The organism is Dolichospermum circinale AWQC131C, assembly GCF_000426905.1.
Taxonomy (GTDB): domain Bacteria; phylum Cyanobacteriota; class Cyanobacteriia; order Cyanobacteriales; family Nostocaceae; genus Dolichospermum; species Dolichospermum circinale.
In genome coordinates this window covers 131,989-146,816 of sequence record NZ_KE384601.1, presented here as the reverse complement: position 1 = coordinate 146,816, position 14,828 = coordinate 131,989, and the positions used below count along the sequence as shown (strand labels likewise).

At 37.5% G+C, this 14,828-nt stretch carries 14 protein-coding genes; 10 read left to right on the top strand and 4 right to left on the bottom strand.

Features of this window, described 5'->3' with window-relative positions; genetic code table 11:
• The first annotated feature begins 664 nt into the window (after positions 1-664).
• Positions 665-1,669: a phosphoribulokinase gene (locus ACIR131C_RS0107465; RefSeq protein WP_028089692.1), complete on the top strand. Its 1,005-nt coding sequence runs from the start codon at positions 665-667 to the stop codon at positions 1,667-1,669.
• Positions 1,670-1,812: 143 nt separating this feature from the next.
• Here ACIR131C_RS0107465 and ACIR131C_RS0107460 read toward each other — a convergent pair whose 3' ends face one another.
• Positions 1,813-2,061 carry a Ycf34 family protein gene (locus ACIR131C_RS0107460; protein ID WP_028083119.1) on the bottom strand — a complete coding sequence of 83 codons (249 nt, stop codon included), beginning with the start codon at positions 2,059-2,061 and terminating at the stop codon, positions 1,813-1,815.
• An 80-nt stretch (positions 2,062-2,141) separates the two neighbouring features.
• Here ACIR131C_RS0107460 and ACIR131C_RS0107455 point away from each other — a divergent pair, with 80 nt between their 5' ends.
• The 3 genes from ACIR131C_RS0107455 to ACIR131C_RS0107445 are packed head-to-tail and all read left to right on the top strand — an operon-like array spanning position 2,142 to position 5,084.
• Positions 2,142-3,419: a tRNA nucleotidyltransferase/poly(A) polymerase-related protein gene (locus ACIR131C_RS0107455; protein WP_035371630.1), complete on the top strand. Its 1,278-nt coding sequence runs from the start codon at positions 2,142-2,144 to the stop codon at positions 3,417-3,419.
• A 52-nt stretch (positions 3,420-3,471) separates the two neighbouring features.
• Entirely contained in the window at positions 3,472-4,278 is an 807-nt protein-coding gene (locus ACIR131C_RS0107450) for a Tab2/Atab2 family RNA-binding protein (protein WP_028089690.1), read from the top strand.
• A 53-nt stretch (positions 4,279-4,331) separates the two neighbouring features.
• Complete coding sequence (locus tag ACIR131C_RS0107445) at positions 4,332-5,084, top strand: metallophosphoesterase family protein (protein ID WP_028089689.1); 753 nt, start codon at positions 4,332-4,334, stop codon at positions 5,082-5,084.
• Positions 5,085-5,093: 9 nt separating this feature from the next.
• Here the strand turns inward: ACIR131C_RS0107445 and ACIR131C_RS0107440 are convergent, their stop codons facing one another.
• The gene (locus tag ACIR131C_RS0107440) at positions 5,094-5,948 is read right to left on the bottom strand and encodes a M48 family metallopeptidase (RefSeq protein WP_028089688.1); all 855 of its coding nucleotides are present in this window, start codon (positions 5,946-5,948) and stop codon (positions 5,094-5,096) included.
• A gap of 490 nt (positions 5,949-6,438) precedes the next feature.
• Here ACIR131C_RS0107440 and ACIR131C_RS0107435 point away from each other — a divergent pair, with 490 nt between their 5' ends.
• Complete coding sequence (locus ACIR131C_RS0107435; RefSeq protein ID WP_028089687.1) at positions 6,439-6,972, top strand: DUF4330 domain-containing protein; 534 nt, start codon at positions 6,439-6,441, stop codon at positions 6,970-6,972.
• Between the two features lie 168 nt (positions 6,973-7,140).
• The gene (locus ACIR131C_RS0107430) at positions 7,141-7,917 is read left to right on the top strand and encodes an armadillo-type fold-containing protein (protein ID WP_334310845.1); all 777 of its coding nucleotides are present in this window, start codon (positions 7,141-7,143) and stop codon (positions 7,915-7,917) included.
• Between the two features lie 48 nt (positions 7,918-7,965).
• On the opposite strand, the gene ACIR131C_RS0107425 is transcribed toward ACIR131C_RS0107430, so the two are convergent.
• Complete coding sequence (locus ACIR131C_RS0107425; protein WP_051347511.1) at positions 7,966-8,646, bottom strand: glycoside hydrolase family 24 protein; 681 nt, start codon at positions 8,644-8,646, stop codon at positions 7,966-7,968.
• A gap of 103 nt (positions 8,647-8,749) precedes the next feature.
• On the opposite strand from ACIR131C_RS0107425, the gene ACIR131C_RS0107420 reads away from it, so the two are divergent.
• A complete protein-coding gene (locus tag ACIR131C_RS0107420) occupies positions 8,750-9,400 on the top strand; it encodes a DUF1997 domain-containing protein (protein WP_028089684.1) in 651 nt (216 codons plus the stop codon).
• Between the two features lie 148 nt (positions 9,401-9,548).
• On the opposite strand, the gene ACIR131C_RS0107415 is transcribed toward ACIR131C_RS0107420, so the two are convergent.
• A complete protein-coding gene (locus tag ACIR131C_RS0107415; protein ID WP_028089683.1) occupies positions 9,549-10,019 on the bottom strand; it encodes a DUF4079 domain-containing protein in 471 nt (156 codons plus the stop codon).
• 203 nt (positions 10,020-10,222) lie between these two features.
• On the opposite strand from ACIR131C_RS0107415, the gene ACIR131C_RS0107410 reads away from it, so the two are divergent.
• The 3 genes from ACIR131C_RS0107410 (at position 10,223) to psb35 (ending at position 14,718) form a co-directional block, all read left to right on the top strand.
• Positions 10,223-11,506: an ankyrin repeat domain-containing protein gene (locus ACIR131C_RS0107410; RefSeq protein ID WP_028089682.1), complete on the top strand. Its 1,284-nt coding sequence runs from the start codon at positions 10,223-10,225 to the stop codon at positions 11,504-11,506.
• 664 nt (positions 11,507-12,170) lie between these two features.
• Positions 12,171-14,414: a transglycosylase domain-containing protein gene (locus tag ACIR131C_RS0107405; protein WP_051347510.1), complete on the top strand. Its 2,244-nt coding sequence runs from the start codon at positions 12,171-12,173 to the stop codon at positions 14,412-14,414.
• 106 nt (positions 14,415-14,520) lie between these two features.
• Complete coding sequence (gene psb35, locus ACIR131C_RS0107400; protein ID WP_028083130.1) at positions 14,521-14,718, top strand: photosystem II assembly protein Psb35; 198 nt, start codon at positions 14,521-14,523, stop codon at positions 14,716-14,718.
• Positions 14,719-14,828 lie beyond the last annotated feature (110 nt).

The following is a 14,828-nucleotide window of genomic DNA, read 5'->3' as shown; positions in this document are numbered from 1 at the left end:
CACACTCGCCCAAGACCGGTAGGCATGGCAAAAAACACACCTGTTCACCTTCTAAGTTAGAGGATAAGTCCGGGCGAGAATGTTAATAGTGAATCACTTTAATCTTTTTTTCTCGAACTATATAGTTTTAGGTTGATGAAAAAACATTTTACAGCATCTTGATACTGCAAAAACCCCGGCTATGAGGACAAGCCCCTGCCTTTGTTAGAATGTCCCGAAGGCGTACATTATAACTTTGTCTGCATATTCCCCTAAAACTACTCATCCTATCCTACCATGACAGTGTTAACATACTTGATGATTATAAATTTATAGAGATTTTTTTTGTTTCTGATTCAGGCTTAAAAAAAATTGTATCATCTATGGCAAAATATTAGCTAGACAACTGCTAAGGGAACTAGATTCTTTCTCAAGGTAAATCTTGTGCGAGTACACTCCCTTCTGTTAAAATCTAGTGCAACACTAAGATTAAATACTTACCAGCGATAAAATTAGGCTCATTCAGACGAGTAACTGCCATTAGCTTACACGTTATCCGTTGAAAGAAAGTCATCGTTATCCTGGATAGCCAGAACCTAGGGGTGTACCATGAGTGTAAGCTCCTGCATTCAAAATCTGTTGTGAGAAAAATTATTGATTGACATTTAGTATTTAGAGAGGATTTATGACAAGTAAGCCGGAACGTGTGGTATTAATTGGAGTAGCGGGAGACTCTGGATGCGGTAAATCTACGTTTTTACGTCGCTTGATTGATTTATTTGGTGAAGAATTTATGACAGTTATCTGTTTAGATGACTATCATTGCCTCGATCGGAAACAGCGTAAACAAACAGGCATAACCGCCCTCGACCCAAGAGCAAACAATTTTGACTTGATGTATGAGCAAATTAAAGCTCTTAAAGAAGGTCAAACAATTAATAAACCGATTTATAATCACGAAACTGGCAATATTGACCCGCCAGAAATAGTCAAGCCAAATCATGTTATCGTAGTGGAAGGGCTGCATCCTTTATATGATGAACGGGTTAGAGAACTATTGGATTTCAGTGTTTATTTTGATATCAGTGATGAAGTCAAAATCGCCTGGAAAATTCAACGGGATATGGCCGAGAGAGGCCACCGCTACGAAGATGTTCTCGCACAAATCAATTCTCGGAAACCTGATTTTGAGAAATTTATCGAACCACAAAGAGAATTTGCGGACGTAGTTCTACAAGTATTACCCACAAACTTGATTAAAAACGATACAGAACGTAAGGTTTTACGGGTACGGATGTTACAACGGGAAGGAAAAGAGGGCTTTGAACCAAGTTACCTATTTGACGAAGGTTCAACAATTCAGTGGACTCCTTGCGGACGCAAACTAACCTGTTCTTACCCAGGTATGCAACTGTACTATGGTTTTGATGTTTACTATGGTCGTTACGTCTCAGTTTTAGAAGTAGACGGTCAATTTGACAACCTCGATGAAGTAATTTACATTGAAACCCATCTAAGCAAAACCTCAACCAAGTATCAAGGTGAGATGACTCACTTATTAGTGCAACACCGTGAATACCCCGGTTCTAACAATGGTACTGGTTTATTCCAAGTATTGACAGGTTTGAAAATGCGTGCTACTTATGAACGCTTAACAGCTAAAGAAGCAAAACTAGCTGTTGAAGTCTAAATAAGTCTAAAATAGTAGTATTTGCGTCATAACTAGGGAGGGACATTTTAAATTGTTTCCTCCTTTACCAAACTCTTACTCTCCGCGCCTCTGCGTGAGAAAAAATCATGCTTTAATTCACCAAAGTCCAACCCTGGAAACACCTAAGTGGGGACTAACTCACCAGGACGTAATTTAGACCATTTACCTATTTCGGGTTGGAAACTCAGACAACCAACAACATCCCATTCCATTTCAATTATCTCGCCTTGCGTGCGAATATTAACATTAATGGTGGGTTCGTGAGGATCAAAATCTGGTGTTTCTGTTAAGTGTAACTGTTGGTGCTGGGTTTCTACGGCGTTGTAAGTAACACAGCGGTCTACATAGTGGCAATTCACGCAAATACACATATTAGAACCAACTCTCAAAACCTTTATAGTTAATATAGCTCATGCCAAAATAATCAGCATTAGTTATTGGGTTGATTTTGATGACAATATCCGAATTAGTTGCTTCTCGTCTATCTCCTGAAAATTGGCCTTTTAGTCTGGAATATCTGCCACAACCCGTTTATATGGTCGGTGGTGCGGTTCGTGATGGGATTTTGGGTAGAATGCGGGAATATATGGATTTGGATTTCATTATCCCATTAAATGCGGTGCAAGTGGCAAAAAAGATTGCTCAACGTTATCAAGCTGGTTTTGTGTTACTTGACCCTGAAAGACAAATTGCGCGTGTCGTGTTTCCTGAAGCTACGGTTGATTTTGCTCAACAGGAGGGGGAAAGTCTCATTACTGATTTATATAGGCGAGATTTTACTATTAATGCGATCGCTTTTAATCCCCATACACAAGAAATTATTGATCCTCTTACAGGTTCTCACGACATAGAATCTGGTATTTTACGCATGATATCACCTGTCAATCTGCAAAATGATCCTTTGCGGTTAATGCGGGCTTATCGTCAAGCTGCTCAACTGGATTTTACTATTGAACCAGTTACTCAAGATACTATTCGCAGTTTAGCAACAAGTATTAGCCAAGTAGCAGCGGAACGAGTACGGGTAGAAATTGGTTATTTATTAGCTAGTGGTCGAGGAACATTGTGGTTAAATACGGCTTGGAAAGATGGTATTTTGACCCATTTATTTAAAAATGCTACTGACAAAAGTTTTATTAAATTAAATGCAATTGATCAAGCATCTGATTTAATTAGTCAAAACTGGCAGAGATTAGGCCGAGAATTAACCAAATATGTCCGTAATACTGTCAAGACTTCTTGGTTAAGTATTGCTAAACTTGCTTGTCTTGTTGATTCAAACCCAGAAACCGCTGAAATAGAATTACAAAAACTTACCTACAGTCGGGCAGAAATTCGCGCGGTAACAACCGCATTAAGACTATTTTCAGAAATAAAAGCGGAAAATATGTCTTTGCGGAAACAATATTTTCTCTTTCGGGAAATGGGAATTTTATTTCCGGCAGTGTTGTTATTAGCTTTGGCAAATGATATTATAGATCAAGGTACGTTTGCAGAAAGTATGTTTGTTACTTATGAACCTTTAATCAAACGTTATCTTAACCCGAATGACGCGGTTGCACATCCTATTCCTTTACTCACTGGTAAAGAAATTATGACAGAGTTAAAAATTCCCGCTTCACCATTGGTAGGGGAATTATTAATGGAAGTTGGTGTTGCTCAAGCTGAGGGGAAAATTTCTACAGTAGAAGCAGCTATAGAATTAGCCAAAAATTTAGTTCAGGTTTAAACTAAACTTGATAAATTCTTCTTTGATTGGTTTAAGTTGGATGGGTTAAAAAATGGGTTCGATTTGGCAGGCTGATTTTTATCGTAGTCCGCTACAAAGTATTGAAGGGCAGATACTATGGGAATTATTAGTTTGTGATCAAACTCGTAGTTTTGAGTATGTAGCGAGTTGTCCCCAATCACAAGCTAATTCTACTTGGGTGACTCAACAATTACAATTAGCAGCTAGGGAAAATCTACCAGATATCATTCAAGTATTTCGTCCTCAGTCTTTAAGTTTAATAGAAACTGCGGGCAATAACTTAGGTATCAAGGTTGAAGCGACTCGGAGAACTTTGGCTTTAAAACAGTGGTTAGCATTAAAACAATATCCTGTCATTGTGGATAAACCACCTCCAGTACCATTACCAGAAAATCTCTGGGGGGAAGAATGGCGTTTAGCGACCATTCTCGCTAGTGATATTGTAGATGAGTTTAAAGAACGGCCAATTCCTATTTTACAAATACCAGAATTTCTCAACCCGATAAATCTAGGGTTGGCTTCTACAGTTCCTATACCTGGTGTGATTATCTATGGTGGAAGACAATCCATGAGTTTAGCACGGTGGTTGCACAAAAGCAATCCTGTGTCATTAAACTATGTGAATGGTACACCTGATGGTTTGATTTTAGAAGCTAGTTTAGCAGATAGATGGATTTTAGCGACTTTTGCAGATGAGGAAGTTACTGCTGCGGGGAAGTTATATGAAGAACGTAAACAGCTAAGTCAGGGCTTACATTTTTTGTTAGTACAACCAGATGATTCGGGAATGACTTACACTGGTTTATGGTTATTGCAGCAAGAAAGTCTGGGAAACTAAACAAACAAGAATGTAGTCAAAATAACCAGTTAATTTATTTAGGCTAGCAACAGATGAGCGAAATTACTCAGCGTAGGGTTATTATCGGGGATATACATGGACACTATCAAGGTTTGATGTTACTACTGAAGCAAATAGAACCCGCATCAGCGGATCAAATATATTTTTTAGGAGATTTAATTGATCGTGGTCCGCAAAGTGCAGAAGTAGTAGAGTTTGTTAAAGAAAATGACTACCCTTGTTTACTAGGTAATCATGAGCAGATGTTATTAGAGATAATGACTGGTAAGAATACTCGGTCAGCCAGTATGCAAGGATGGTTATATAATGGAGGACAGGCGACAGTTGCTAGTTATCGCTCTGGGAAAATTCCCCAAGCAGATATAGATTGGTTTGAAAGTTTACCCACATATCTGGATTTGGGAGATTTTTGGTTAACTCATGCAGGTGTTGATCCTCACAAAACTGTGACAGAACAAACACCTAATGAACTATGTTGGATAAGGGGAGAGTTTCACAGCATGACTCAACCATATTTCCCAGATAAAACAATTGTGGCTGGTCATACCATAACTTTTACCTTACCCGGTGTTATTCCTGGTAATTTAGCCCAGGGACAGGGTTGGATAGATATTGATACTGGCGCTTATCATCCTCGTAGTGGTTGGTTAACTGGACTAGATATCACAAATCATTTGGTTTATCAGGCTAATGTGTTTAGTCACGCAGTACGCATTCTACCATGGGAAGAGGTAATTACAAAAATTGAACCAAAGGAATTAGTAGGTAGCCGTCGTCATAGGTAAAAAGCCTAATTACTGCAAAAATGCTCTAATTTTAGATTGATAGGCTAAATTATCCAAACCGTTATTTTGATTAGTTGGTTGATTATTAATCTGACGCTGAAGAGAAATAACTCGCTCACTCGCGGCTGGGTGCGTACTTAAAAATGCAGGTACAGAACTACTACTCTGTAACTTTTTCATAAAAGAAATCATAGCTGATTGAGCATAACCAGTGCGGGTGATGTTCGCTAGTCCTCTTTTATCAGCATCAAATTCGTCCTTGCGACTTCGGGGAAGATTTAATGCCAGTTGTACACCAATACCTACGGCTTTATTTTTATCTAAACCTGCTATGGTAGCAACACCAGTGGTAATAGCTTGTTGTCGGATTTGTTTAATTAAATGTTTACCCTCAATATGACCCATTTCATGTGCTAACACACTAGCTAATTCTGCTTCATTATCTGCGGCTTTTAATAAACCTGTATTCACATAAATAAAACCACCAGTAGTCGCAAAAGCATTAACAGCAGCATCTTCGACTACTTGAAAAGTATAAGGGATATTTGGGCGATCGCTATTAGCCGCTAACCGTCTACCTACTTCGTTAATATAGTCATTTAATTCTGAGTTATCAGAGATTTTGACTTCTTGCTGTAATTGCTGATTCATCTGCTGACCGAGATTAACTTCCTGACGATCAGATATATTAGATAAATTAAGTATCTGTACCCCTTGAAATAAAAGCGGTAATAAATCTATAGCTTTACTTGGTAAGGGTGTACTTAAACACACAGACAAACCCACAATTACAGAAATTAACGGATATAAACAGCGTCGTTGCCATAAACGATAGTTTATCCGAAATCCTTGCCAGTTAATCATAATCTAGTCACATGAGATTTGTACGAGAACTTAAAATCAGAAGGACGAATTTTTCGATTACTAAGTTGCATTTTCCACTTAGGGAACAGAGAACACAGAACAGGTTTTGGGAAACTTTACTTTTTGTTATATATTTCGGTTGTTTTCCGTTCACCTACTTACAATCATGCTAAACTATTCCATAACTATAACACTTATCTGCTATAGGAATAATATTTGATTTTTGATAGCTTGCGTGGCGTAGCCATACAAAACTCAGTAGGTATCAATTCTGTCTTTCTTCCTGGGTTCCCTGTTACCTATTACCTGTTACCTGACCACACAAGTAAATTCACGGAATCAAACCGGATGACTATATCAATTGCGATTCAGTGATCAAGATTGTGGATCATTTGCAAAAAACTTCTTAGTCTTAGTACAATCAATTACCTAGCTGAAAACTTAACTGAAATTTACCCAAAACTTATCCAAAATTTATCCAAAACTGGTTATGGCTATTTTAGATTCCAAAGGTCGCTTGTTTGGTAAAATCAATCTCTTAGACTTAGGTGCTGCACTAGTAATTTTGCTGGTAGTAGTAGGTATTTTTATTTTTCCTGGTACTTCCGGTTCTGTGGCTCAAGTGGGTGCGAAAACAGTACCAATTGAGGTAGATTTAGTGGTACGTGGCCTTAATGTTCGTGACCCTGAACAATTATTTAAACAAGGATTCACAAATGGTGGTAAAACTAATGTGATTATCCGCAATCAACCCTATGGTCAAATTGGAATTAAATCTATTAAAGAGTTAGATAGAATGCTTACTATTCCCCAACCAGATGGTTCTGTGAAGGAATTACCAGATCCTCGCAAGAATAATTTTAGCACGGATTTTATCTTAACTTTACAAGACAAAGCCACAGTCACTAAGGATGGACCTGTTCTAGGTAATAACAAGGTGAAAATCGGTATGACCTTTGAATTAGAAGGTTTTAACTATAATTTCAATGCGTCTGTAATTGATATTCGGTTACAAGATAAATAAGATTATGGTTAGAGGTGAAATTTCCCTAATTTTATCCTCTTCCTTACTAAAAATTTAGCAAAAAACGGCTTGCCAAAATGGCAGTATATTAACTATGTTTCGTACCAGCTTTAAGCTGTTAATTGTTCATTTCTCTCTCTGGGATTTAACAATGTATAAAAACCATTTATGATCGAGTGGGTAAATACTGTGATACAGGCTTCTTTTTCTTGGAGACAATTCATCAACCAAATTTCGGAAATCAAGACAGGAAGCAGAGAAGGGCGCATTTTTAAACATTTCTCTGAACCTGGTTTTTTCCTGGGTTTATTAACAATAATTGTGGCTATTCTGTTATGGAATTGGCAACTATTCTTAGCGTTGATTGTTGGTATTAGTGTGATGGTATTTACTTACTTAATACCGAAATTTAATTGGCAATTACACTGGTTAGAAATACGCAGGTTAATTAGTAGTCCTAACATTCGTTTCGCTTATTCTATCGCTAGTGGTGGGGTTGCAACTGTAATTACTTACATGGCTTCAGCAATTTGGGTTGATTCCCCTAGTCCTTGGTTGGCTGCTGGTGCTATTATTCAGGGTATAGGTACATTATTGACTTTAATTTTGTTGGTGTGGCAAATATTTAGTTTTCAGGGAAGTCAACAACAAGATTATCTTGATAAGTTGTTAAGCGATTTAACAGAAACAGATCCTTTAAAACGTTTACTTGCTGTAAGTAAGCTGAATAAGTTTATTTCCCGTCAGCGATTTGACACAGCATTGCAACAAGATGTAATAAAATGCTTGCAAATTTTCCTCAGTCAAGAACAAGAGGTAATAATTCGGGAAGCAGCTTTAGACTGTTTACAGAATTTAAATGGTTTACAATTGCTAAAACCAATTAATACCAAAGTTATTACACCTATCTCCGTCAAAGCGAAAAGCAAAGTTGTTATAGATTAATTTAATGTTTTGAGTAGAAAGACACAAAGGCCTTGACTGTTCCTTGATTCAATTTTGCTGTAGTTCTTCTTTTAAGACTTGCTGATAGATATTAGGTAGAGAACGACTAACAGAATTAGTTTCTATACCATATCCTAAACTTGTCCAAGTCGGGGAAAGTTTTCGGAAAACATCATTTATTTTTTGCTGACGTAATAGTGCGGGAATATCCACACCCCAAACTCGTGAGTCATTTAACCAACGGTAAACTACCGTATCTTGATACTCTGCTTCAAAACTATAATTAGTCCAAAATATCTTATGTTGAGGTTTTGGGTGATAGCGGGGGGCAATTTGATGCCAAGTTGTGTTAATAATTTGATAGCGACCAGCAGCAGTGGAACAGTTACCCGTATTTGGTCCAGTAACGATAGTCACACATTTTTCCGGGTGACGACTCAGATCATGAACTTGTTCACCACCATATAGGATAGAGTAGGGACGGTTACTATTAGCCTCACTGGCAGAAATAGTTCGCATTAATGCTCGGATATAAGGATCTCCACCGCGCATAACTAGGGGAGGCTGTTGTCTCGTAAATACAGGTTCAGGGGATAATTGAATATCCCCATAAATATACCACTGAAACAAGTACACAAATCCCAAAAGTGACGCTAGGGGAGCAATGAGTTTTTCTACACCTTTTAGTTCAAAGCTTTTCAGAATTTCACTCCTTTTAATTAAAGACATTTGACAAACTTTCAGTAAGCTAAGATAGCATTAGCTATTTTGAAAATCATTAATATAGAAAAATAAACAAACTTGAAGATATACAAAAAACAAATTTAAATTTATGGTGACAAACAACAGGGAATATCAATCTTTGGAAGTACAAGAGTCTACTTCAAGCATTAACGGAAGCGTAGCAGCTAATGATAATTTATTAACACAAGAGAACATAAGTCAAACTAGATTTTATGGGAGTTATCAAAATTGTATGGAAATATATGCAAGCCTGGAGCAGGTAGAGGCGTATTTTAACAATCATGCTTCATGGTTTAGCCGTTGTGCAGAACCTATGAAGGTAAAGGCTTTGAGTGAAAATAGTTATGCTTTAGTTGTGGGTAAATTTGGTGCTTTTGGTTATGATGTAGAACCAAAAATTGGTTTAGAGTTATCAGCCTCTCAAGATCGAGAATACCACATTCGGACTATTCCTTTACCTGATTATCAAGCTCCTGGTTATGAGGTAGATTATAAATCATTAACACGGTTAATAGGTGGTGTGGATGGGATTACACGGGTCCAATGGGAATTAGATTTGGTAGTTGAGTTACACTTTCCCAAATTTATTCAGCGATTACCTCATACTTTAATTCAGTCTACAGGCGATCGCATTCTCAATCAAATTGTTCATCAAATTTCCCGTCGTCTCACACACAAGGTAAAAAAAGACTTTTATCAATCTTTAAATATTTCCTTTCCACTAAGCAAACACAAGTAATATAGCGCTTTCCATCTCACTTAGGTACAGGAATCAGGAATTTGACCGTAGTGGAATAGGAAATGGTGTAATGAAAATCAGTCAATTACCAATTACCCATTACCCATTACCCATTACCCATTACTAATGACTAATGACTAATGATAATCTAAGCATTAGTTAAAATTCTCTGGATAATTTCGATACCAGAGAAAGCTTGCCATGCGAAAAGTCCTAAAATAGCGAAATTTAACAATATATGCGTCATCCTAGCCCAATTTGCTCCTTTTTGCATAAAAGGAGACAAAGATGCAGAAAAAGCAATTAAACCTGTCATACTTAATCCAGCTAGGAGATGAGGTCCGACAAATAATTTACCATTATTAATGTAAGTAACAGCCATACCACCAATAGAACCTGCTACCATCAAACCTAAGATGATAGAACCTATTTGGTGGTGTTTGATAGTATATCGTCCTTTAACTAGCTCTTTCTTTTCTTCACCTTGAGCATTTCTGGTACGCTGTACTTGCAACCCTAAATATGCAGCATAGAGGGAAAGTGCTAATAGTACCCACATGATAGCTGGGTGAGCAAAATTCAGCCAAAATTTTATTGTTGGAGTCAATTCAAGAGCCATATTTTTTACTTTCCTTTATTAAATCTTCATAAAACTTAGCATATTTAACAGATATTTATTTTCTTGACTCAGCAATTTTCCCGCATTACTGAATTAGGATATGAAAGTGAAACATTCTAGCTCCTAAACCCTTACCCTGTGCGTTTTTGCGTCTAGATCGTGAAACACAATTGACATACATCTGATAAAATAGGATATAACGAATGACAGAAAATAAAGATACCACATTACTGAAGGCCGTGAAAAGTGGAAATATCAAAGAAGTGTCCGCGCTGCTGGCTTATGGGGCAAATGTGGATACAACCGATAACCATGGAAATACGGTATTGATGTTAGCTGCGAATTTAGGTTATACGGAAATTGTGCGATCGCTCTTAGATGCTGGTGCTAATATTAACTTTTTCAGAAAAACCTATCACTTAACAGCATTAATGTTAGCTGCTAGTGCTAATCACATAGATGTTGTTAAGCTACTAATCTCTAAAGGAGCAAATGTTAATGCTATTAATGAAGATGGTAGTACAGCATTAATGATAGCATCATTAAAGGGTTATGTTGAAATTGGACAAATCTTATTAAGTGCGGGTGCTGATGTAAAAATTAACGATAAAGATAATGATACTGCGTTAAAACTCGCAGTTAAACACAAACATCCAGCCATGGTCAAAGTGTTAACACAAAATAATAACATTGTCAATAGTCAAGATCGCGCAGGTGAGACAGTATTAATGATTGCCGCAGATTTAGACTACTTAGAAATAGTACAAGCACTGATATCATTTGGGGCTGATGTTAATATCAAAAATGTTGATCATCAAACAGCATTATTAGCAGCTACAGCAACAGGAAATACCGATATTATAACTGCCTTATTAGATGCAGGTGCAGAAATTAATCAACAAGATCAAGAAGGGGAAACAGCGTTACATTTAGCCGTTGTCGAAGAATATATTGATGTAGTCAAGATATTACTACAAAGAGGGGCAGATGTGCAAATTAGAAATCATTTGGGAGATACACCTTTACTAATAGCCGCATTCCAGGGATATACTGATATAGTAGCAGTTTTGCTGGCTGCTGGTGCAGATATGGAAAAGAAAAATTTTGGAGAAGTTGCGCTGACATTAGCAGCGTCTCAAGGACATTTCCCCACAGTGAAATTATTACTTGATTATGGTGCGGATATTAACAAATTAGCAGATGATGGTAAAACCGCTTTAGTTAAAGCCATAACTGCAAATTATCCCGAAATATTTCAATTATTACTAGCAAAAGGAGCAAATGTCAACTTACAAAACTCTTCGGGAGCAACGGCTTTAATGTGGGCTGTAGCTGAAGGTTATAGTCAAGCTGTGGATATATTAATACAATTTGGTGCAGATGTAAATTTAAAAAATCAGGGTGGTTATACAGCTTTAATGATTGCAGAATTTAATAATTATCGGGGTATTAGCAAAATATTAAGAGAAGCTGGAGCGCGGGAATAATTTGTTTAAATTATATCTAATTTAGAAATGGGAAATTGAAAAAAAGAGAAACATCAAGATGAAATATTTAGAGGGTGAAAAGAAGTAAATTTACCTTTTACCTTTAGCTTCTTTCTACCTTGATGTTTCCTACTGTGCTAGATGTGAATAATATATATTTTTTGATTTTGATTTGTAGTATTACAATTAGCATTTTATAGGTAAAAAAAACTACTTTTATCACTCATACATCCCTCTTGAGTCTGATTTTATCCATATTTTCAATAGTTAGGAGTAACTATAAAGAAAAAATTAAAGTTTTGTCAAATAAAATTTTTAAATTATCTTAAATTATCTTAAATAATTATTTAAAATATCCTGACTCAGAGGATTTTGAAAAAGAGAAACAGTAAATACCAGGATTTAGACAAAATATACCTCCCAAAACCTCTGTCTCTGCGTAACCTCTGTCCCTAGAGTGGTTGTTTATTCCCTGATCTATGTAAATTTATATACTTGTAGATAATCCCTATCGTCCGATTAAATTTCTCAAAGCAGGTGATTTCAGAAAAATCGCCGAAAAAAAGATCAAATAACTCATGTTACTAAACAATAGCTCCAACTGTGATAAAATAAATAAGAAATATTGCTGTTAACTACAGCCAATGAAAACTTACTACCAAAAATGCAGGTGAAGGCAAAGCAATTATTAAACCAGGTGAGAACCCTATCATCTAGAATCTTGAGTAGCGATAAACCATTTTATCGTCGTTTTTGGTTTTGGGCCGGTTTAGGTGTAGGTGGTGGAATGATTGCTTTCCATTACATAATCTTAGAAATAGATAAAAACTTACCAAATCATTCCGCACTCAAAGCAGTAGTGCGAGAGCAAACACTGACTATTAAAGCTGCTGATGGTACTGTGTTACAACAGCAAGGTGAAGCAACTAGAGAACAGTTACAACTAGAACAAATACCAGATAATCTCAAAAAGGCCTTTATTGCTTCAGAAGACCGAAGATTTAATCAACACAACGGAGTTGATATCCAAGGGATTACGAGAGCGGTGATTAATAATTTGCGATCGCAAGATGTGGTAGAAGGTGGTAGTACCATTACCCAACAGGTAGCCCGCATTCTCTTCCTCAAACAAGAAAAAACCTTCTGGCGTAAACTGAAAGAAATCCGGTTAGCCCAAAAAATAGAGCAGCAATTAACAAAAGATCAGATTCTCGAACGTTATCTAAATCTTGTATATTTAGGCTCTGGTGCTTATGGTGTGGGCGATGCAGCTTGGGTATACTTTAGTAAATCCATAGATCAACTTACCTTATCAGAAATGGCCACCTTGGCTGGTTTAGCTCCTGCACCTAACCTCTATGCACCAGACAAAAACCTAAAAGCAGCCACAGAACGGCGAAATTTGGTGTTGGCGCGGATGGCAGAAGATGGCATAATTACACCAATACAAAAACAAGCCGCTATTCAAGAACCATTAATAGTTAACAGCAACTTACCCAAACGGTGGCAGGTAGATTCCCCCTACTTTACTAGCTATATTCAAAAAGAATTACCAAAGCACCTTTCCCCTGATATCTTAGCTAATGGTGGTTTGGTGGTAGAAACTAGTTTAAACCCAACTTGGCAAAAAGCCGCAGAAGCCGCAGTCACAAAAATCTTGAAAAATGAAGGACGGTGGCAAAATTTCAAAGAAGCGGCTCTGGTGGCCATAGATCCTCGAAATGGGGAAATTCAGGCCATGGTGGGAGGAAAAGACTTCAGTAAAAACCAATTTAATCGCGTTACTCAGGCACAAAGACAACCAGGATCAACCTTTAAAGGATTTGTCTATGCTACAGCGATCGCAACTGGTAAAAACCCTTATGATAGCTATTTAGATGAACCTTTATCAATAGATGGTTATGAACCAAAAAACTACCACGACAACTTCTCCGGCTGGTTGAATATGAGGGATGCTCTCACCAAATCCGTAAATACAATAGCCGTTAAAGTATTAATAGATGCGGGTTTTCAACCAACCATTAAACTAGCCCATGATATGGGAATTAAATCAGAACTAAAACCTACCTATTCTTTAGCTCTTGGTTCTAATGAAGTCAACCTATTAGAACTAACTAATGCTTATGGTACATTTGCTACCCAAGGAAATTATACAGAAGCCCATGGGATTCGTCGCATCCTCAACCGCGAAGGTAATGTCATCTGGTCCGCCAAATATGAACCTAAGCAAGTTTTAGACACTGATAGTAGCACCATTATGACTTGGATGTTACGAAATGTCGTCAGGGAGGGAACTGGGGCAGCGGCTCAATTAGATGATAGACAAGTGGCCGGAAAAACAGGAACTTCCGATGAAGCCCGTGATTTATGGTTTATTGGTTATATTCCCCAAGTTGTCACTGGAGTATGGTTAGGCAATGATGATAATACCCCCACCTATGGTAGTAGTGGTAGCGCCGCTTATGCCTGGCATGAATTTATGAAAAAAGCAGTAGAGGGAATGCCTGTAGAAAAGTTTCCCACCCTGCCCAAACTAGAAAACCGCAAAGGTAGTATTAAAGCTGAACCTATCAAACCTCAAAAAGTTATCCGTAGAGTGATTAATGATAATAATCAAAAATCAGATCGGGATAATACTGAAAATTCTAATTCATCAACAAGAAGGAGACGCAGACGACGCTATTCTCAGGAAGAAAATACAACAGAAAACACCCCCAGACGCAGACGACGCTATTCTCAGTCCCAAGATAACACATTTGCCTCCTCTCGCCGAGAAAGACGATATCGCAGCAAAAAATCACGCTCTGAAAATTCATCTTCCTCAACAGAGAGTAATTCTGGAGAATCTTCACCACCACAACCTTCCTGGAGAGAAAGACTTAAACCCAATTCTTCACCAGAAAATTAATATTATGTCTTTGAATACAGGAAAGATTTTTCCTGGGGCAGATGTAGGTGATCCGCTCAGTTTATACTTTATGAAGAAGTGTAACCTACATTAAGCGAATATCCTCATGAGTTATTTATTGCTCCAAGTTACAGCCGAAGCAACAGGAAATCACTTTCCCTTAGCTTTCACTTTGGTGTATGTAGTCGGTTTTATCGCTGCTGTCACCATTGGTTCAATTGCCTGGTACAACTCCAAACGTCCCCCAGGTTGGGAAAGTAAAGAACGTCCTAATATTGTCCCCAAAGTCGAGAAGGAATCATAGGACTGACGCAAATCTCACCAAAAATTCTAATTTTTTGATACAGCACGTTCAGATTGAGTGAGGTACACCTTATGCGGGCAAGATGCCCGCACCACAAGAGTTTTATCATT